This is a genomic window from Bradyrhizobium sp. SZCCT0153 (assembly GCF_018129995.1).
GTDB classification, from domain to species: domain Bacteria; phylum Pseudomonadota; class Alphaproteobacteria; order Rhizobiales; family Xanthobacteraceae; genus Bradyrhizobium; species Bradyrhizobium japonicum_G.
The window spans coordinates 949,642-967,925 of the sequence record NZ_JAFCKS010000003.1 but is presented as its reverse complement, the minus strand read 5'-3'; the positions used below and the strand labels follow the sequence as shown (position 1 = coordinate 967,925).

The 18,284-nt window shown below is 65.2% G+C and carries 14 protein-coding genes and 1 pseudogene; 10 read left to right on the top strand and 5 right to left on the bottom strand.

Going from position 1 to position 18,284, the window contains the following annotated elements:
* Positions 1–179 precede the first annotated feature (179 nt).
* Together JQ572_RS18145 and JQ572_RS18140 are read right to left on the bottom strand one after the other, a co-directional pair.
* Positions 180–1,421: an ABC transporter substrate-binding protein gene (locus JQ572_RS18145; RefSeq protein WP_211383991.1), complete on the bottom strand. Its 1,242-nt coding sequence runs from the start codon at positions 1,419–1,421 to the stop codon at positions 180–182.
* A 135-nt stretch (positions 1,422–1,556) separates the two neighbouring features.
* A complete protein-coding gene (locus tag JQ572_RS18140; protein ID WP_249129073.1) occupies positions 1,557–1,973 on the bottom strand; it encodes a DUF1304 domain-containing protein in 417 nt (138 codons plus the stop codon).
* Positions 1,974–2,012: 39 nt separating this feature from the next.
* Here JQ572_RS18140 and JQ572_RS18135 point away from each other — a divergent pair, with 39 nt between their 5' ends.
* Positions 2,013–2,543: a methylated-DNA--[protein]-cysteine S-methyltransferase gene (locus tag JQ572_RS18135; RefSeq protein WP_211383993.1), complete on the top strand. Its 531-nt coding sequence runs from the start codon at positions 2,013–2,015 to the stop codon at positions 2,541–2,543.
* 12 nt (positions 2,544–2,555) lie between these two features.
* Here JQ572_RS18135 and JQ572_RS18130 read toward each other — a convergent pair whose 3' ends face one another.
* Complete coding sequence (locus JQ572_RS18130; protein WP_211383994.1) at positions 2,556–5,345, bottom strand: [protein-PII] uridylyltransferase; 2,790 nt, start codon at positions 5,343–5,345, stop codon at positions 2,556–2,558.
* Between the two features lie 443 nt (positions 5,346–5,788).
* Between JQ572_RS18130 and JQ572_RS35540 the strand changes: the two are divergent.
* The 3 genes and pseudogenes from JQ572_RS35540 to JQ572_RS18110 all read left to right on the top strand — a co-directional run.
* Positions 5,789–6,016 (top strand): annotated as a pseudogene (locus tag JQ572_RS35540) (ABC transporter ATP-binding protein); the annotation flags it as partial.
* A gap of 70 nt (positions 6,017–6,086) precedes the next feature.
* On the top strand, positions 6,087–6,596 hold the full coding sequence (locus JQ572_RS18115) for an OsmC family protein (RefSeq protein ID WP_211383995.1): 510 nt from the start codon (positions 6,087–6,089) through the stop codon (positions 6,594–6,596).
* 43 nt (positions 6,597–6,639) lie between these two features.
* Positions 6,640–7,434: a hypothetical protein gene (locus JQ572_RS18110; RefSeq protein ID WP_211383996.1), complete on the top strand. Its 795-nt coding sequence runs from the start codon at positions 6,640–6,642 to the stop codon at positions 7,432–7,434.
* Between the two features lie 44 nt (positions 7,435–7,478).
* Here JQ572_RS18110 and mutS read toward each other — a convergent pair whose 3' ends face one another.
* Positions 7,479–10,217 carry a DNA mismatch repair protein MutS gene (gene mutS / locus JQ572_RS18105; RefSeq protein ID WP_211383997.1) on the bottom strand — a complete coding sequence of 913 codons (2,739 nt, stop codon included), beginning with the start codon at positions 10,215–10,217 and terminating at the stop codon, positions 7,479–7,481.
* A gap of 216 nt (positions 10,218–10,433) precedes the next feature.
* On the opposite strand from mutS, the gene pcaF reads away from it, so the two are divergent.
* The 4 genes from pcaF to pcaG all read left to right on the top strand — a co-directional run bounded on the left by pcaF (position 10,434) and on the right by pcaG (position 14,019).
* Positions 10,434–11,642 (top strand): 3-oxoadipyl-CoA thiolase, encoded by a 1,209-nt coding sequence (pcaF, locus tag JQ572_RS18100; RefSeq protein WP_211383998.1) that lies wholly within the window; start codon positions 10,434–10,436, stop codon positions 11,640–11,642.
* A gap of 52 nt (positions 11,643–11,694) precedes the next feature.
* Positions 11,695–12,588, top strand: coding sequence for a dioxygenase family protein (locus JQ572_RS18095; protein WP_211383999.1), 894 nt, complete (start codon positions 11,695–11,697; stop codon positions 12,586–12,588).
* A gap of 126 nt (positions 12,589–12,714) precedes the next feature.
* Positions 12,715–13,416: a protocatechuate 3,4-dioxygenase subunit beta gene (gene pcaH / locus JQ572_RS18090; protein WP_211384000.1), complete on the top strand. Its 702-nt coding sequence runs from the start codon at positions 12,715–12,717 to the stop codon at positions 13,414–13,416.
* Positions 13,417–14,019: a protocatechuate 3,4-dioxygenase subunit alpha gene (gene pcaG / locus JQ572_RS18085; RefSeq protein WP_211384001.1), complete on the top strand. Its 603-nt coding sequence runs from the start codon at positions 13,417–13,419 to the stop codon at positions 14,017–14,019. It begins immediately after the preceding gene.
* A 246-nt stretch (positions 14,020–14,265) separates the two neighbouring features.
* Here the strand turns inward: pcaG and JQ572_RS35075 are convergent, their stop codons facing one another.
* Positions 14,266–14,490, bottom strand: a complete 225-nt coding sequence (locus JQ572_RS35075) for a hypothetical protein (RefSeq protein WP_249129074.1) — start codon at positions 14,488–14,490, stop codon at positions 14,266–14,268.
* On the opposite strand from JQ572_RS35075, the gene JQ572_RS18080 reads away from it, so the two are divergent.
* On the top strand, positions 14,461–16,236 hold the full coding sequence (locus JQ572_RS18080) for a methyl-accepting chemotaxis protein (RefSeq protein ID WP_249129075.1): 1,776 nt from the start codon (positions 14,461–14,463) through the stop codon (positions 16,234–16,236). The genes JQ572_RS35075 and JQ572_RS18080 overlap by 30 nt on opposite strands.
* Before the next feature lie 341 nt (positions 16,237–16,577).
* Positions 16,578–18,269, top strand: a complete 1,692-nt coding sequence (locus JQ572_RS18075) for a methyl-accepting chemotaxis protein (RefSeq protein WP_211384003.1) — start codon at positions 16,578–16,580, stop codon at positions 18,267–18,269.
* Positions 18,270–18,284: the final 15 nt, after the last annotated feature.

Below are 18,284 nucleotides of genomic sequence, written 5' to 3'. Positions count from 1 at the left end.
TTGTTATCGCCGATGATCGATCCGAGCACTCCTGCGCACCTGATGTCATCGCTGAGGGCGATTGTGGAGGAGGCGTTGCTGCAACGCAAGGCGGGGACGCGCCCGCAGTTCGTAGGGTGGGTGCGCCCGCGGCTACGCGAGGGGTAGTCCGCCGGTGCAACCCACCCCGCCAAGGGAGGCTAACCCGAGGGTCCCGCATCCTCGATGATCGGTCCGAACAGCTCCCAGCGTTCGCCGTTGAACTTCATCATCTGCATCTGCTTGTTGACGCGGTAGTCGTTCGGTCCGGTGTTGATCTTGATGCCGGGGAGCGCAAAGCTCGGGGTGAAGTCCTTGATGTTGGCGACCTGCTTCATCACGTTTTCACGCGACAGGTCGTCGCCGCATTGCTTCAGAACCTGCGTCAGCAGCTCGGCGACCGAATAGGCATAGGTATTGACCGTGTTGAGCTTGTCGCCTTCGGGGAAATACTTGTCCATGAAGGCGAAGAAGGCCTTCACGCCCGGATCGTCCTTCCACTGGGGATCGCCTGGCTCCTTGCCGTACTGGGTCGAGATGATGCCCTTGGAGATGTCGAGGCCGGCCGGCTTCAGCGTCGCCGAGATCGGGCTCGCATTGATGTCGAGGATATGCACCGGGTTCCAGCCGAGCTCGGCGACCTTCTTGATGGCCTGCGCCGCGAATTTCGGCGTCGAGGCATCGTAGAAAAGATCAGCCCCCAGCGACTTCAGCTTGACCACCTGCGAGTCTACCGTCGGATCGGTGACCTCGTAGGAGACTTCGCCGACGATCATGCTGGCGGCCTTGTCGCCGAGGCCGCTCTTGAGGCCAGCGAGATAATCGCGGCCCATGTCGTCGTTCTGGTAGAGCACGCCGATCTTGGCGTTCGGATGCTCCTTGAGAATGTACTTGGCGTAGATGCGTCCCTCGGACACGTAGTTGGGATTATAGGCAATGGTCCAGGGATAGTTCTGGGGATCGTTGAAGCGCGCGGCGCCGGTCGAGGCCAGCAGCTGCGGGACCTTCTTGCCGTTGAGATATTTTTGCACGGCGGCGTTGGCCGCGGTGCCGATGATCTGGAAGGTGAAGAGGACCTCGTCGCCTTCGACGAGCTTGCGCACCTGCTCGACGGTCTTCGGCGGCGAATAGGCATCGTCATACTGGATCAGATTGATCTTGCGGCCGTTGATGCCGCCCTGATCGTTGATCATCTTGAAGTAGGCCGCCTGGGTCTTGCCGATATTGGCGTAGACGGAGTAGGCGCCGGAGAACGGCACGGTCTGGCCGATCTTGATCTCGGTGTCGCTCGCGCCGGTGTCGTATTTCTTCTGGGCGAGGGCCTGGCTTACGAAGCCTTGGCTGGCGGTGAACGCGAAGGCGAGCGCCGCCGTCGTAGCTATAAAAGCTGTGCGATTGCTCATGTGGGGTTGTTCCTCCTGACGGAATTTTCCGGTCGATGGTCTTTTCCCGTTGATTGCAACGGTCGCCATCGCTGCCGAAGAGTGTGGAGGAACGTTCGCCGCCGCGCAAGGATCGCGGCACTGCGCCGTAGCGTCTCAGGCGAGAAACAATGCAACCAGGGCGACCGCCGCCGGCAGCGCCTGCACCATCAGGATGCGCGTGCTGACGGTCGCCGCGCCGTAAGCGCCGGCCACGATCACGCAGAGCAGGAAGAATGCCTTGATCTGGAATGCGAAGGCCGGATTGCCGTGGACGAGGCCAAAGATCAGGCCGGCGGCCAGGAAGCCGTTATAGAGCCCCTGGTTGGCGGCCAGCACTTTCGTGATCTCGGCCTTCTCCGGCGTGTTGCGAAAGACCTTCAGGCCCAGCGGCTGGTCCCAGAGAAACATCTCCAGGATCAGGAAGAAGATGTGCAGTGCGGCGACCAGCGCCACCAAAACATTGGCGATCCAGATCAAGTTGAGCTCCCCCAAAAGCGTCAGCTTTCGGGTGGACGTTAGCACGGCCGGCATGGCAAGTGCGATGGCATGTTCCGATGCAATGGTGCCGCAATGGCCGCGCGATCAAGCAAACTGTCTGCAAGCTTCGGCATCGATCGCCTGCCGACGCCGATCGGGATCGCGCTGCTCGTCACCGATACTGACGGCTCCTTGCGCGCGCTCGACTGGGAGGATTACGAGCACCGCATGCGCGAGCTTTTGCGCCTGCACTACGGCACGGTGGATCTGAGTGACCGGTCCGCGCCGGCGGCCATGCGGACTGCGCTGTCGCGCTATTTCGACGGCGATCTCGACCAGCTCTCAGGCATCGCATGGCGCATTGCCGGCACGCCGTTCCAGCAGAAGGTCTGGACCGCGCTGACGAAAATACCTGCCGGCACAACGATGAGCTACGGTGCGCTCGCCGCAGAGATCGACATGCCCAAGGCCATACGTGCCGTTGGCCATGCCAACGGCTCCAACCCGATCAGCGTGGTGCTGCCCTGTCACCGCCTGATCGGCGCGGACGGTTCGCTGGTGAAATACGGCGGCGGCCTCGCACGCAAGCGCTGGCTGCTGCGGCATGAAGGGGTGGAGGTTTAGGTCTCGGCGTGCTCACGCCGCCGGCTGAACCGGCTTCTCGCCCGCCATCACATGGGTCAGCGCGCTCTTGATCGCGGCCTGGCGGGTCGGCGCGTTGATCTGCGCGCCGAGGAGGTCGGTGACGTAGAACACGTCGCGGGCACGCTCGCCGAAGGTGGCGACATGGGCCGAGGCAATGTTGAGGTTCAGCTTGGAGATCGCCGTGGTCAGCTCGTAGAGCAGGCCGGGGCGATCGAGCCCGGAGACCTCGATCACGGTGTAGCGGTCGGACCATTGGTTGTTGATGGTCACTTCCGGCTCGATCACGAACGGCCGCGCCTTGCTGCGCACGGTGCGCCGTGCCACCACCTCGGGCAGGCGCAGCTTGCCTTCCAGCACGTCCTCGATCATCTCGCCGATGCGGGTGGCGCGCCGTCCCTCGTCCTCGTCGCGGTCGTATTCCCGGGAGATCGAGATCGTGTCGAGCGCGCGGCCGTCGGTCGTGGTGTAGATCTGGGCGTCGACGATGTTGGCGCCGGCCGAGGCGCAGGCGCCCGCGATGATCGACAGCAGCCAGGGATGGTCGGCGGCGAAGATGGTCAGCTCGGTGACGCCGCGGACCTCGTCGAAGCCGACATTGATCGCGAGCTTGTGGCCGGCCTGCTCGCTGGAGCGGACGAAGCGGGCGTGGCGGATCTTGCGCGGCAGCTCGACCTTGAGCCAGTAGGCCGGATAATGGCGGCCGATATAGGCATCGAGCTCCTCCGGCGGCCACTCGGCAAAGGCCATGCGGAATTCGGCGTGCGCGGCTGTCAGCCGCTTGCCGCGGTCGACTTCCGAGAAACCGCCAGTCAACACCGGCTCGGTCTCGTAATAGAGTGAGCGCAGCAGCTGCGCCTTCCAGCCGTTCCATACGCCGGGACCGACGCCGCGGATGTCGGCGGTGGTCAGGATCGTCAGCAGCTTCATCTGCTCGACCGACTGCACCACGGCGGCGAAATTCTCGATGGTCTTGCGGTCGGAGAGGTCGCGCGACTGGGCGACCGTGGACATCGTCAGATGCTCCTCGATGAGCCAGGCCACGAGCTCGGTGTCGGCCGGACTGAAGCCGAGCCGGGGGCACAGCCGCCGCGCCACCTTGGCGCCGGCGATCGAGTGATCCTCGGGCCGTCCCTTGGCGACGTCGTGCAGCAGCGTCGCGATGTAGATCACCGACCGGTGCTCGGGCCGGCTCTTGCGCATGAGGTCGCTGGCGAGCGTGAACTCCTCGATGCCGCCGCGCTCGATGTCCTGGAGGAAGCCGATGCAGCGGATCAGATGCTCGTCGACGGTGTAGTGATGATACATGTTGAACTGCATCATCGAGACGATCTTGCCGAAGGCGCGGATGAAATGGCCGAGCACGCCGGTCTCGTTCATCCGCCGCAGCACGATCTCGGCGTTATCGGAGGTCAGGATCTCCATGAACAGCCGGTTCGCTTCCGGGTTTTCGCGCATCTGCGCGTTGATCAGGCCGAGCGAGCGCGTCACGTCACGCATCGCGTCCGGGTGGAAGGCGAGGTTGTTCTTCTGCGCCAGGCGGAAGATGCGGATCAGGTTGACCGGGTCGTGCTTGAACACGTCGGGCGCGGCGACATTGATGCGGTTGTTGTCGACGATGAAGTCGTCGCTGTCCGGGACGCGCCGTTTCACGGGGGTGGGGCGCAGCCGCGCCATCATCCGGCTCAGCACCGGCGCGGGCTTGGCCTGCTGGTCCTCGAGCTTGGCGCAGAGGATGGCGGTGAGGTTGCCGACTTCCTTGGCGACCAGGAAGTAGTGCTTCATGAAGCGCTCGACGTCCTGCATGCCGGGATGCGAGGTGTAGCCGAGCCGGACCGCGATCTCGCGCTGGAGGTCGAAGGAGAGGCGCTCTTCGGCGCGGCCGGAGTAGAAGTGCAGGTTGCAGCGCACCGACCAGAGGAAGTCGGCGCAGCGGCGGAAGGTGCGGTATTCCTGCGCGTCGAACACGCCGCGTTCGACCAGCTCGTCGGTGTCGCGGACGCGATAGACGTATTTGGCGATCCAGAACAGCGTGTGCAGGTCGCGCAAGGCACCCTTGCCGTCCTTGACGTTGGGTTCGACCAGATAGCGCGACTGGCCGCCGCGGCGGTGACGTTCTTCGCGCTCGGCGAGCTTTGCCGTGACGAATTCGGACGCGGTGCCCTGGACCACTTCCTTGTCGAAACGCTCGACCAGTTCGTCATAGAGCGGCTGGTCGCCGGTCAGGAAGCGCGTCTCCAGGATCGCGGTGCGGATGGTCATGTCGCCGCGCGCCTGGCGGATCGATTCGTCGACCGAACGCGTGGCGTGCCCGACCTTCAGCCCCATGTCCCAGAGGCAATAGAGGATGGCTTCGGCGACCTGCTCGCCCCAGGCGGTCTGCTTGTAGGGCAGGATGAACAGCAGGTCGATGTCGGACTCGGGAGCCATCAGGCCGCGGCCATAGCCGCCGGTCGCGACCACCGCCATGCGCTCCGCGCCGCTGGGGATCGGCGAGCGGTAGAGATGGCGGGTCGCGGCCGAATACAGGATGCGGATGATCTCGTCCTGCACGTGGCAGAGCCGCTCTGCGCAGCGGCGGCCGTGGCGGTCCTTCAGCAGGATCGCCTGTGCTGCGGCACGCGCAGCGATCAGCTCGGCCTTGAGCAATTGTGCCATGGCGGTGCGGAACGCGTCCTCGCGTCCCTGGTGCCTTTCGGCAAGCGCATCGACCGCGGCGGTGATCCGCGCGGTGTCGAAGCGATCATCCACCTCGGCCTTCTGCTCAGTCGCGACGCTGTCCATGCTTCACCGGATATAAGAGGCGGCAGGCGCTGTCACCCGCCATTCTCTGGCTATAGTCGTTCCATGCTTGAAAAGGCCGGCATCGGGCAAAGTTGTTCCCAGGCGACCCGGTTTCAAGGGCGGGATTTTCTCGTTGATCTCTAGGTATAACTCCTTGAAAAACAATGAAGTTTCGGAGGGGTTGGGCAGGACAAACATTATACGACGCATTCTGCTGGCGGGAGCGGTGGCTCTTGCTGTGACCCAAGCGGCGAAGGCGGCGGATCCGCTCAAGGAAATCCGCAAGCGTCGCCGATCTGAAGGGCGAGCGCGTCGCGGTGACGCGCGGCGCCGATCCGTACATCTTCCTGGTGCGCGCGCTGCTGGGCGCAGGCCTGAGCGAGAAGGACATCGCGCCGGAGCTGCTTCAGCACGCGGACGGCAAGACCGCGCTGATCCGCTGCGACATCGACGAGGCTGTGGTGCTGGCCGACCGCGTGCTGGTGATGAGGCCCCGCCCGGGCCGGCTGTTCGACCGGATCGAGATCAATCTGGGCCGGCCGCGCGACTGCAATTCGCCGCTGTTCGAGAATTTCAAGCGAAGTGTGCTGACGTCACTCGACCGTTCGCTCGACCGCAGCGTGCCCGACCTTGACGCAACCCAGGGTCCCGGTCAGGCCATGTGGTGGTGACATTTTCTCTCTGGGCCGGTACATCGCAAGCCGGTACTTCGTAGAGACGAATTTTCCGGGAGAGAACAAGATGGACGCCGCCGAACTGCGCCAGATGCAGGCTCCGATCAAGGAACGCTACAAGACCGATCCCAAGACCGCGATGATCACGCTGAAGGCAAAGGGGTCGACTGACAGCGAAGGCATCGCCTGCAAGGTCGAGACCGGCCGCGCCATCGCGATGGCCGGATTGCATCCGGGCACCGGCGGCTCCGGCCTCGAGCTCTGCTCCGGCGACATGCTGCTCGAGGCGCTGGTTGCCTGCGCCGGCGTCACGCTGAAATCGGTTGCGACTGCGATCGAGGTGCCGCTCAAGACCGGCAACGTCTATGCCGAGGGCGATCTCGACTTTCGCGGCACGCTCGGCATCGACAAGGAGACCCCGGTCGGCTTCGCCGAGATCCGCCTGCGCTTCGAGGTTGATACCGACGCTCCGCAGGACAAGCTCGATCTGCTGCTCAAGCTCACCGAACGCTATTGCGTGGTCTACCAGACCATCAAGAACGGCCCGAAGGTCTCGGTGTCGATGCAGCGGATGTGACTTCTTACCCTCCCCCTCCAGGGGAGGGTGTTCACGGCCACCCATGTCCCCCGACCCCCACTTCATCCTCTTCCTTCTACTGCGCATGGCGATCGCGGCCGCGTTCGTCGTGACGGCGTCTGTCATCACCGAGCGTTCGGGCCCGGTGATCGGCGCGCTGGTGGCGACCCTGCCGATCTCGGCCGGCCCGTCCTATGTCTTCCTCGCGCTCGACCATGACGCCGCCTTCATCGCGCAGGGCGCGCTGTCGAGCCTGCCGGTCAATGCGGCGACGATCTTCATGTGCCTCACCTATGTCGTGCTGGCGCAGCGGCACAGTGTCGTGGTGAGTTGCGGAAGCGCGTTCGCGGTCTGGATCGTGCTGGCCTCAATCATCCGCCAGTTCGACTGGTCGCTCATCGCCGGGCTGGTCGTGAACTTCATCGCGTTCGGCATCTGCATTCCACTGCTGGCGGGCTATCGCCACGTGAAGATGCCGCTGGTGACGCGCCGCTGGTATGACGTGCCGATGCGCGCTGCGCTGGTTGCAACCCTTGTCGCCATCGTGGTCTCGACGTCGGGCTGGGTCGGCCCCAGGATCAGCGGCATCATCGCGCTGTATCCGGTGGTGTTCTCCAGCATCATGGTGATCCTGCATCCGCGCATCGGCGGTCCGCCGACGGCGGCTGTGCTGGCCAATTCGGCCTGGGGTCTGCTCGGATTCGGCATGGCGATCGCCGTGGTGCATGTCGGCGCGGCCAATTTCGGCTCCGCGATCGGCCTCAGCCTCGCGCTTACGACCTGCATCGCGTGGAATCTGACGCTGTGGTGGTACGGGCGCAGGAAGCGGCTGGCGTGAGCTTCGGTGTGTGGGTTAGCCGAAGGCGTAACCGACCGCGTCTGTCACTGCTTCGGCAGTTTCGCCTTCAACGCATACAACGCATCGAGCGCTTCGCGCGGCGACATCTCGTCGGGGTGCAGCGCCTTCACCGCGTCCATCAGCAGTTCGGCTTCGCTCGGCGGTGCTGCTTCGGCCGCGGCGCGCGAGGGCACCGCGAACAGGGGAAGGTCGTCGGCGAGGGCGCGCGCGGTCTGGCCGCGATCCTGGGCTTCGAGTTTTGCCAGCACCGATTTGGCGCGCGAGATGACCGCAGGCGGCAGGCCGGCGAGTTTGGCCACCTGGATGCCGTAGGAGCGGTCGGCCGAGCCCGGCAGCACCTCGTGCAGGAAAACGACATTGCCCTGCCACTCCTTGACGCGCACGGTGGCGTTGAACATCCGCGGCAGTTTTGCCGAGAGCGCCGTCAGCTCGTGATAATGCGTCGCGAACAGCGTGCGGCAGCGATTGCTCTCGTGCAGATGCTCGATCGCGGCCCAGGCGATCGAGAGGCCGTCGAAGGTCGCGGTGCCGCGGCCGATCTCGTCGAGGATCACGAGTGAACGCTCGCCGGCCTGGTTCAGGATCGCGGCGGTCTCGACCATCTCCACCATGAAAGTGGAACGGCCGCGGGCAAGATCGTCGGCGGCGCCGACGCGAGAGAACAGGCGGTCGATGATGCCGATCCGCGCGCGCGTCGCCGGCACGAAGCTGCCGACCTGGGCGAGCAGCGCAATCAGCGCGTTCTGGCGCAGGAAGGTCGATTTACCGGCCATGTTGGGACCGGTCAGCAGCCAAAGCTGGCCGGATTTTTGCGCAGGTCCCGGCGACAGGTCGCAGGCATTGGCGATGAACGGCTCGCCGTTGCGCTTGAGCGCCTGCTCCACCACGGGATGGCGGCCGGCCTCGATGGCGAAGCCGAGGGACTCGTCGACCTCGGGCCGCACGTAATTGTCGTCGATTGCGAGCTTGGCCAGCGAGGTCGCGACGTCGAGCAATGCGAAGGCATGGGCGGCGGCGCGCAGGTCATCGCTGATATCCAGTGCTCTGGCGCAGAGCCGTTCAAAGATCTCGAGCTCGAGCCCGAGCGCACGGTCGCCGGCGTTGGCGATCTTGGCTTCGATCTCCCCGAGTTCGGAGGTGGTGAAGCGAACCTGTCCCGCCAGCGTCTGGCGGTGAATGAAAGTGGCGTTCAAGGGCGCCGACATCAGCTTGTCGCCGTGCTGCGCGGTGACCTCGACGAAATAGCCGAGCACATTGTTGTGCCGGATCTTGAGACCCTTGACGCCCGTGTGGTCGGCGTAGCGCGCCTGCATCGAAGCGACCACCAGGCGCGAGGCGTCGCGCAGGCTTCGCGTTTCGTCCAGCGCGGGCTCGTAGCCCTGACGAACGAAGCCGCCGTCGCGCTTGATCAGTGGCAATTGATCGTCGAGCGCGCAGGCAAGTTCGGATGCCAATTCGCGCGACGGACGTTGCAGGGCTGCCATGACCGCGGCGATCTCCTGCGGCGGCTGGTCGATCTCGCCGAGCCGCGACAGCACCTGGTCGGCGGCGACGATGCCGTCGCGCAAGCCGGCAAGGTCGCGCGGTCCGCCGCGGCCGACCGAGAGGCGGGCCAGCGCCCGCGACATGTCGGGCGCGCCGCGCAGGATGCTGCGGATGTCCTCGCGCGCGGCCGAATCCGCAACGAAGGCGCTGACGGCATCGAGCCGCCTTGCAATTGCCGGAGCGTCGGTCAGGGGCGCTGCTAACCGCTGCGCCAGCAAACGCGAGCCGGCCGAGGTCACCGTGCAGTCGATCGCGTCGAGCAGCGAGCCGCGGCGCTCGCCGGCGAGCGTTCGCGTCAATTCGAGATTGGCACGCGTCGCCGGATCGATCGCCATTGTGGCGCCAGAGGCTTCGCGGGCTGGCGGCGACAGCGGCGGATGCTTGCCGACCTGGGTGCGGTCGACATAGGTGACGGCGGCCGCCGCGGCGGTGGCCTCCAACCGCGTCAGCTGCGCCAGCCCGTCCATGGTCGCGACGGCAAAATAGCCGCAGAGCCGCTTCTCGGCGGTGGCGCCGTCGAAGACGTCGCGGGTCAGCGGCGTCACTGCCGGCAATTCGCGCAAGGTCTGCCCGAGCTCGCTGTCGTTATAGAGCGCGTCGGTGACGATGGCCTCGTTCGGGTTGATGCGCGCCAGTGTCGCGGCGAGCTCGCCGCCCGAACATTCCATCACGGTGAATTCGGCGGTCGAGATGTCGATCCAGGCGAGGCCGAAGCGGTCGCCGCCGCCGGAGGAGCGGGCGCGCGCAATCGCCAGCAGGTAATTGTTGGCGCGTGCGTCGAGCAGCGTGTCCTCGGTCAGCGTGCCCGGCGTCACCAGCCGTACCACGCCGCGGCGCACCACGCTCTTGTTGCCGCGCGCTTTCGCGGCGGCGGGATCCTCGGTCTGCTCGCACACCGCGACCCGGTGGCCGGCGGTGATCAGGCGGTGCAGATAATCCTCGGAGCGCTCGACCGGCACGCCGCACATCGGAATGTCCGCGCCCTGATGCTTGCCGCGCTTGGTCAGCACGATGCCGAGCGTCTTCGAGGCGATCTCGGCGTCCTCGAAGAACAATTCGTAGAAATCGCCCATCCGGTAGAACAGCAAGAGGCCCTGATGCGCCGCCTTGATTTCAAGGTATTGCTCCATCATCGGCGTGACGCGCGCGGCGGCTTCTACCTGCGGCGCGGGCGTCGGTTCAGGTTCTGGCGCGGGAATGGGCTGCTGTAGTGTCATGAGCGGCGGAAACTACCCAATTTCGTCCAGCCAAACTATCGCTTTGGCCCGGGACGGGAGGTTTTCCACGTTGTCCGCACCGCGGCATGCGTGGCCGGCGTGCGCCCCCCACGGAACAAGCGCGTATCAGTCAATTGACCTGCCGCGGGCGCCCTCCTAAAACTCCGCCGTCATTGAAGAATTCTGGCCGAACCGCGGCATTCAGGGAGAACAGCGATGCGTGACGTCTTTATCTGCGATGCCGTGCGGACCCCGATCGGTCGTTTCGGCGGCTCGCTCGCCAAGGTTCGCGCCGACGACCTGGCGGCAGCCCCGATCAAGGCGCTGATGGCAAAACATCCCAATCTCGACTGGGCGCAGGTGGACGAAGTCTTTTTCGGCTGCGCCAACCAGGCCGGCGAGGACAACCGCAACGTCGCGCGCATGGCGCTGCTGCTCGCAGGGCTCCCGGATTCGGTTCCCGGCCAGACGCTCAATCGCCTTTGCGCCTCCGGCCTCGATGCGGTCGGCGCCGCTGGCCGCGCCATCCGCTCTGGCGAGATCGAGCTTGCGATTGCGGGCGGCGTCGAATCCATGACGCGCGCACCGTTCGTGATGGGCAAGGCGCAGGAAGCGTTCTCCCGCTCCGCCGAGATCTTTGACACCACCATCGGCTGGCGCTTCATCAATCCGCTGCTGAAGGCGCAGTATGGTGTCGACGCCATGCCCGAGACCGGCGAGAACGTCGCCGAGGAATTCCAGGTCTCGCGCGCCGACCAGGACGCCTTCGCGATCCGCTCGCAGCAGCGTGCCGGTGCGGCGATCGCCGCCGGCTATTTCGCCGAAGAGATCATTCCGATCACCATTCCCGGCGGCAAGGCGGGCCCGATAACGGTCGACAAGGACGAGCATCCGCGTCCCGAGACCACGCTGGAGGGCCTCGCCAAGCTGAAGCCGATCGTGCGCAATCCCGGCACGGTGACCGCCGGCAATGCCTCTGGCGTCAATGACGGCGCCGCCGCGATGATCCTCGCCTCGGAGGCGGCCGTGAAGAGGCACGGCCTGACGCCGCGCGCGCGTATCCTCGGCCTCGCCTCGGCCGGCGTGCCGCCGCGCATCATGGGCATCGGCCCGGTGCCAGCAACGCGCAAGCTGATGGAACGGCTCGGCAAGAAGATCAGCGATTTCGACCTGATCGAGCTCAACGAGGCCTTCGCCTCGCAGGGCATCGCCTGCATGCGCCAGCTCGGCGTTGCCGACGATGCGGATTTCGTCAACCCGCACGGCGGCGCCATTGCGCTCGGCCATCCCCTCGGCATGAGCGGCGCGCGGCTGGCGCTCACCGCCGTGCACGGCATGGAAAAGCGCGGCGGCAAGCTGGCGCTGGCCACCATGTGCGTCGGTGTCGGCCAGGGTGTTGCCGTCGCGATCGAGAAGTTGAATTGAGCTCTCTCCTCCCTCTCCCCGCTTGCGGGGAGAGGGTTTCAGGGATCGTGCCATGATCATCGCGCGCGAGCAGGACGTCACGGCCGCCGCCTTGGCGGTGATGGAGCGAACCTCCGATCCGCGGATGCGCCAGATCATGGTCTCGCTGGTCAAGCACCTGCATGGCTTCGTCCGCGATGTGCGCCTGACCGAGAAGGAATTCCGCGACGCCACCGCGATCGTGGCCGAGCTCGGCAAGCTGACCACCGACACGCATAATGAAGTCGTGTTGATGGCGGGCTCGCTCGGGGTCTCCCCGCTCGTCTGCCTGCTGAACAACGGCGATCAGGGCAATACGGAGACGGATCAGTCGCTGCTCGGACCCTTCTGGCGGTTGAACTCGCCGCGGGTAGAGAACGGCGGATCGATCGTGCGCTCCGAGACGCCGGGGGCGTCGCTGTTCGTCAACGGCCGCGTCGTGGACAAGGCCGGCCGGCCGATCGCCGGCGCCGAGGTCGATGTCTGGCACGCCTCACCGGTCGGGCTCTATGAGAACCAGGATCCCGAGCAGGCCGACATGAACCTGCGCGGCAAGTTCACGACCGATGAGGATGGGCGCTTCGCTTTCCGTTCGGTGATGATGATCGGTTATCCCATCCCGACCGATGGCGTGGTAGGCCGCCTGCTCAAGGCGCAGACCCGGCACCCCTATCGTCCCGCACACCTGCACGCTTTGGTCTTCAAGCCCGGATTCAAGGTGCTGATCTCGCAGGTCTACGACCCCGCCGATCCGCATATCGACAGCGACGTGCAGTTCGGTGTGACACAAGCGCTGATCGGCCATTTCCTGCGCCATGATTCGCCGCATCCGACCGAGCGCGATGTCGCGACGCCCTGGTATTCGCTCGACCACACCTACCGGCTCGAGGCCGGCGAAGCCGTGCTGCCGCGTCCGCCGATCAAATAGGCCGCTTGTGCCAGGCACCGGGCGCAGGGGGACTGCCAAACTCGCTTCCCCAAATTAGTTATATCCTATAATGATTGACGGAAGCGTTGACCGGCCGATCCGAAATGGCCGGGGAGGAGTTCGCCCATGACATTCATCTATCCCGTCGACAGCAACAAGGCGCATCCGTTGCCGCTGTCGCCCGAGTACAAGAGTTCGATCAAGCGCGCGCCGAACAAGCCCTTGATCCCGATGCGCCACACGCTGTCGGAATTGACCGGCCCCGTCTACGGCCACGAGACCTTGCGCGAGGGCGACAGCGATCTCACCACCCAGCATACGGGCGAGCCGATTGGCGAGCGCATCATCGTGCACGGCCATGTGCGCGACGAGGACGGCCGCGGCGTGCCGAACTCGCTGGTCGAGATCTGGCAGGCCAATTCCTGCGGCCGCTACGTTCACGTCCGCGACCAGCACCCGGCCCCGCTCGATCCGAATTTCACCGGCGCGGGCCGCACCGTCAGCGATGCCTCCGGGTACTATCGTTTCGTCACCATCAAGCCCGGCGCGTATCCCTGGGGCAATCATCACAACGCTTGGCGCCCGGCCCACATCCATCTCTCGGTGTTCGGTCATTCCTTCGTCACGCGGCTCGTGACGCAAATGTATTTCCCGAACGATCCCCTGTTTCCGTTCGATCCGATCTTCAACTCGGTGCCGGACGAGAAGGCGCGGGCGCGGATGGTCTCCGCGTTCGACCTCGAGAACACCCAGCCCGAATGGGCGCTGTGCTACCGCTTTGACATCGTGCTGCGCGGCAAGAACGCCACGCCTATGGAGAACCATTAAGTGCAGGACAATGTGAAGGACAACGGGATCACGCCATCGCAGACGGTCGGCCCGTTCTTCAAATACGGCCTGACGCCGACCGGCGAATACGCCTGGAACGACGCGTTCACCAGCTCCACGCTCACGCCTGACGTTACCGGCGACCGCGTCCGGATCGAGGGCCGCGTGTTCGATGGCGACGGCGTCGTCGTGCCTGACGTCATGCTCGAGATCTGGCAGGCAGACGCGCAGGGCCGCTTTGCCGACCCGCAGGACAAGCGCGCGTTGCCGAATGCGAGCTTCCGCGGTTTTGCGCGCTGCGGCACCGACAAGGATGGCAACTACGCTTTCGAGACCATCAAGCCGGGCGTGGTGCCGGATCCCGACGGCAAGCCGCAGGCGCCGCACATTCTTCTTGCGGTGTTCGGGCGCGGCATGCTGCGGCATCTCTATACCCGGATCTATTTCAGCGACGAGGCCGGCAATGCCGCCGACCCGGTGCTCGCGCTGGTACCCGCCGACCGCCGCGCCACGCTGACGGCGGTGCGCGAAGCCGGCAAGGCGGTCTATCGCCTCGACCTGCGGCTTCAGGGCGACAACGAGACGGTGTTCTTCGACGTGTGAAACGACGGAGTTTGTTGGCCGTCCATGTTGAGATGCCCGGGGCCGCCCGGGCATTCGCGTTTTGGCTCACAAGTTATTGGTATCTCGATATGGGCCTTCACCCGCGAGCCCGCGACCTCCGGTATCGTACGTAGCTCTCGCTGCCAGTTTCCGACAGCTTCATTCAATGTCCGTTGAGGACAACGGGCTACGAATAGGACAACTCATACTGCGGGTCCTTTCATGAAGCTTCGTTTGTCGATCTCCTCAGCGATCATTCTCTTCGGCGTTCTGCTCGTCCTCGGCTTTGTGGCTGTCGTCGCCAGCAGTGCTTACGCGCTTCGCGAGCTCAAGGTTGGTGGGCCGCTCTATTCCGACATCAAGCTCGGCAATGACCTCGTCGCCGATATCCTGCCGCCACCCGCCTATGTGCTCGAGGCCTATTTGGAAGCGACGTTGGCGATGCGCGAGCCGGATCAGCTTGCTGTTCATGGCGAGCGGCTCGTTCAGCTGCGCAAGGACTATGAAGATCGCAAGGCGTTCTGGAGCACTTCCCCGCTGGCTCAGGATCTGAAGACCGTGCTTGTCACGCGATCGGACACCGAAGTGCAGAAGTTCTGGAAACTCGTCATCGACCAGCTTCTGCCGGCACTGAAGAGCAAGGACGAGGCCGCTGCCCAGCGTATCTATGCCCAATTGAAAGACGTCTACAGCGCTCACCGCACCATCATCGATGGCATCGTGGCGGGCGCCAATAAGCAGAACGCAGATATGGAGAAGCTCGCGGCCGATCGCGACTCGTCAATCTCATATGTCGTGCAAGGCGTGTCCGCCGCCGTTCTCGCGCTGATCGCTGGAGGCCTCGCGTTCGTCGTCCTCGGGGTTGTCCGCCCGATTGTCAACATGACCGGCGCGATGCAGAAGTTGGCGACGGGAGACTTGACGGCGGAAGTACCCTACGCCGCCCGTCGCGACGAGGTCGGTTCCATGGCGAGTGCGCTTGCGGTATTCAAGCAGAGCGCGCTGGACAATGCCCGGCTGCGTGACGAACAGGTACGGACAGAAAAGCAGGCGGCCATAGCCAAGCGTGAAGCGCTCTTGGGCATGGCGGAGACAGTCGAGCGGGAAACCGGCGCGTCGGTCGAGATGGCTGCTGCGGCAACGCAAGGCGTGGAGCGGACCGCTTCCAACCTTTCGGGGATCGCCTGCGAGCTGTCGACGGAATCGCAAGCCGTCGCCGCTGCATCCGAGCAGGCGCTGGCCAGTGCGGAAACCGTATCGTCGGCGGCCGAGGAGCTGACCGCGTCAATTCGCGAGATTTCGAGCCAGCTCGCGCGCGCAAGCCAGGTGACGAAATCAGCCGTCGCGGGCCGCGAGCAGGCGCGCACGACCATCCAGGCCCTGTCGGGTTCGGTGAAGAAGATCGCGGAGGTCACCGATCTCATCGGCGGCATCGCCGGCCAGACCAACCTGCTGGCGCTGAACGCCACGATCGAGGCGGCGCGTGCGGGTGATGCCGGACGCGGATTTGCCGTGGTCGCCGCCGAGGTCAAGTCGTTGTCCAACCAGACGGCCAAATCGACCGAGGAGATCGCGCGCCTGATCGCCGAGATCCAGGCATCGACTCAGGCGGCCGTTGCCGCCGTCGAGGATATGGGCAGCCATATCATCGAGATTGATGGCGTTGCGACTTCTGTCGCGGCCGCGATGGAAGAGCAGGACGCCGCGACGCGCGAGATCGCTCGCTCGATCTCGGAGTCGGCGTCCGCGGCCAAGGAGGTCTCCACCAAGATCGTCCATGTCAGCCACAATGCCGATTCGGTCAACGAGCGTGCCAGCGAGATGCGTGAGGCAATCTCCAGCGTGTCGGCGAACCTGGCGTCGCTCAAATCCGTCCTGGTCCGCACGGTCCGCAGCTCGACGGCAGAGGTCGATCGTCGTTCGGCGCGGCGCTATCCGACCGATCTGCAGGTGTCGGTGACCGACGCCAGGCAGGCCGTGCACGCGACGACGCTGGTCGACCTTTCGGAAGGCGGCGCCTGGGTTCGTTGCGCGCCGCAAATCCATGTCGGGGAAACCGGCCTGCTGCAAATCAGGGGCTTGGCGTCGGCGCTGCCATTTACCGTTCGAACTCACGATGGCGAGGCCGCACATGTTGCGTTCAGGCTGGACGCCGCTCAGAGTGCCGATCTCGCTGGCTGGCTCGCCCGCAATTTCGGCGAGGCCGTTGCGGCCTGATCGCGACGCACGAGGTAGACAGCCGGTCCATCGGCTTGACCTGCCTTCGCAGGCGACGGCGAGACGGGACTTCGACGTTCGGGATGAGGCGCTCCGGCGGTGTCAGTCGCCGGCAGGCTTTCTCATCCGGCGCAAGCGAGGCCGGTGTGTGGCGAATCACACCTGAGATCGTTCTCTTTCGCGCTTATGTGTCAGTCTCGCTGACTCAAACCTGATCGCTTGAGGGCCTACTTCCCGTAGTTTTGCGGAGCATTTCTCTTGCTGTCGCTCCCGCGGGCAAGTCCGTATTTACCGTAACGATCTAGGATCACCGAATCTGATGCGGGGCTCCGGATCCTTCCATGAACATTCGCTTGTCATTGTCCTCCGCGATCATCGCGTTCGGAATCGCGCTCGCCATCGGCTTTGCCGCCGTGGTTTCGACCAGCCTGTACGCCTTGAAAGAACTGAAGGTCGGCGGGCCGCTCTATTCCGACATCAAGCTGGGCAACGACCTCATCGCGGACATCCTGCCGCCGCCGGAATACGTCATCGAGGCCTATCTCGAGGCCACCCTCGCCATGCGCGAGCCGGACCAGCTGGCGGCCCATGGCGAGCGCCTGGTCCAGCTCCGCAAGGACTACGACGATCGCAAGGCATTCTGGGTCGGCTCCAGCCTTTCTGCCGACCTGAAGACGGCGCTGGTGTCGAAGTCCGATGCCGAGGTGCAGAAGTTCTGGAAGCTGTTGTCCGACCAGCTACTGCCGGCCCTCAAGGCCAAGGACATGGCTGCCGCCGAGCGCGCCTATGCGCAGCTGAAGGATGCCTACACCGCGCATCGCGCCGTCATCGACAGCATCGTCGAGAGCGCCAACAAGCAGAATGCCGACATCGAGAAGCTGGCCGCGGAGCGCGACAGCTCGATGCTCTATGTCCTCCTCGGCGTCTCGGCCGCCGTGCTCACCTTCATCGCCGCCGGCCTGCTCGGGGTTGCCCTCGGCGTGGTGCGCCCGATCGTCCGCATGACGGGCACGATGCAGAAGCTCGCGACCGGCGATCTGGCCGCCGACATTCCGTTCGCGCACCGCCAGGACGAAGTCGGCTCGATGGCGGCCGCCCTGCTGGTGTTCAAGCAGGCCGCGGTCGAGAATTCCCGCCTGCGCGAGGAGCAATTGCAAAAGGAGCAGGACGCGGCGCTTGCCAAGCGCGGAGCCCTGCACCAGATGGCCGAAATCGTCGAGCGCGAGACCGGCCGATCGGTCGACACCGCGAGCGCGGCGACAAAAGGCGTGGAGCACGCCGCTACCGGCCTATCCGAGATCGCGAGGTCGCTCTCCGCGCAGTCGCAGGCGGTCGCCGCGGCCTCCACCCAGGCCCTTGGCAGCTCGCAGACCGTCTCGGCCGCGGCGGAAGAGCTCAGTGCCTCGATCCGCGAGATCGCGACCCAGGTCGCGCGGACCAGCACGGTCACCAAATCGGCGGTCGCCGGTCGGGAGCAGGCGCGTTCGACCATCCAGGCGCTGGCGGGCGCGGTGAAGAAGATCGCCGAGGTCTCCGACCTCATCGGCGGCATCGCGGGGCAGACCAACCTGCTGGCGCTCAACGCCACGATCGAGGCGGCGCGCGCTGGCGAGGCCGGCCGCGGCTTCGCGGTGGTCGCCGCGGAAGTGAAATCCCTGTCCGACCAGACCGCCAAATCCACCGAGGAGATCGGGCGGCTGATTGCCGAGGTCCAGGCCTCGACGCAGGCCGCGGTGGACGCCGTCGAAACCATGGGAGGCCATATCGTCGAGATCGACGGCGTTGCCACCTCGGTTGCCGCGGCGATGGAAGAGCAGGACGCCGCGACGCGCGAGATCACGCGGTCGATCTCCGAATCGGCGTCCGCCGCGAAAGAGGTCTCGGCCAAGATCGGCAATGTCAGCCGCGACGCCGCCTCCGTGAACGAGCGGGCCGCGGAGGTCAGGCAGGCGATCGCCGGCATGGCGGCCAATCTCGAAGCGCTGCGGTCGGTCGTGGTCCGGACGGTGCGCGCCTCGACAGCGGCGGCTTGAGCCGGCGGCTGCGGC

Coding starts and splice junctions, on each gene's coding strand:
- JQ572_RS18115 (WP_211383995.1), top strand. CDS start 6,087: ATGGACGCCGCCGAACTGCGCCAGATGCAGGCTCCGATCAAGGAACGC.
- JQ572_RS35075 (WP_249129074.1), bottom strand. CDS start 14,490: ATGAACAGCAAGCTGATCCGGCTCGCGCATCGCCAACGTCGCTTCCAA.
- pcaH (WP_211384000.1), top strand. CDS start 12,715: ATGACATTCATCTATCCCGTCGACAGCAACAAGGCGCATCCGTTGCCG.
- pcaF (WP_211383998.1), top strand. CDS start 10,434: ATGCGTGACGTCTTTATCTGCGATGCCGTGCGGACCCCGATCGGTCGT.
- JQ572_RS18080 (WP_249129075.1), top strand. CDS start 14,461: ATGCGCGAGCCGGATCAGCTTGCTGTTCATGGCGAGCGGCTCGTTCAG.
- mutS (WP_211383997.1), bottom strand. CDS start 10,217: ATGACACTACAGCAGCCCATTCCCGCGCCAGAACCTGAACCGACGCCC.
- JQ572_RS18135 (WP_211383993.1), top strand. CDS start 2,013: ATGGCCGCGCGATCAAGCAAACTGTCTGCAAGCTTCGGCATCGATCGC.
- JQ572_RS18095 (WP_211383999.1), top strand. CDS start 11,695: ATGATCATCGCGCGCGAGCAGGACGTCACGGCCGCCGCCTTGGCGGTG.
- JQ572_RS18140 (WP_249129073.1), bottom strand. CDS start 1,973: ATGCCGGCCGTGCTAACGTCCACCCGAAAGCTGACGCTTTTGGGGGAG.
- JQ572_RS18110 (WP_211383996.1), top strand. CDS start 6,640: ATGTCCCCCGACCCCCACTTCATCCTCTTCCTTCTACTGCGCATGGCG.
- JQ572_RS18075 (WP_211384003.1), top strand. CDS start 16,578: ATGAACATTCGCTTGTCATTGTCCTCCGCGATCATCGCGTTCGGAATC.
- JQ572_RS18145 (WP_211383991.1), bottom strand. CDS start 1,421: ATGAGCAATCGCACAGCTTTTATAGCTACGACGGCGGCGCTCGCCTTC.
- JQ572_RS18130 (WP_211383994.1), bottom strand. CDS start 5,345: ATGGACAGCGTCGCGACTGAGCAGAAGGCCGAGGTGGATGATCGCTTC.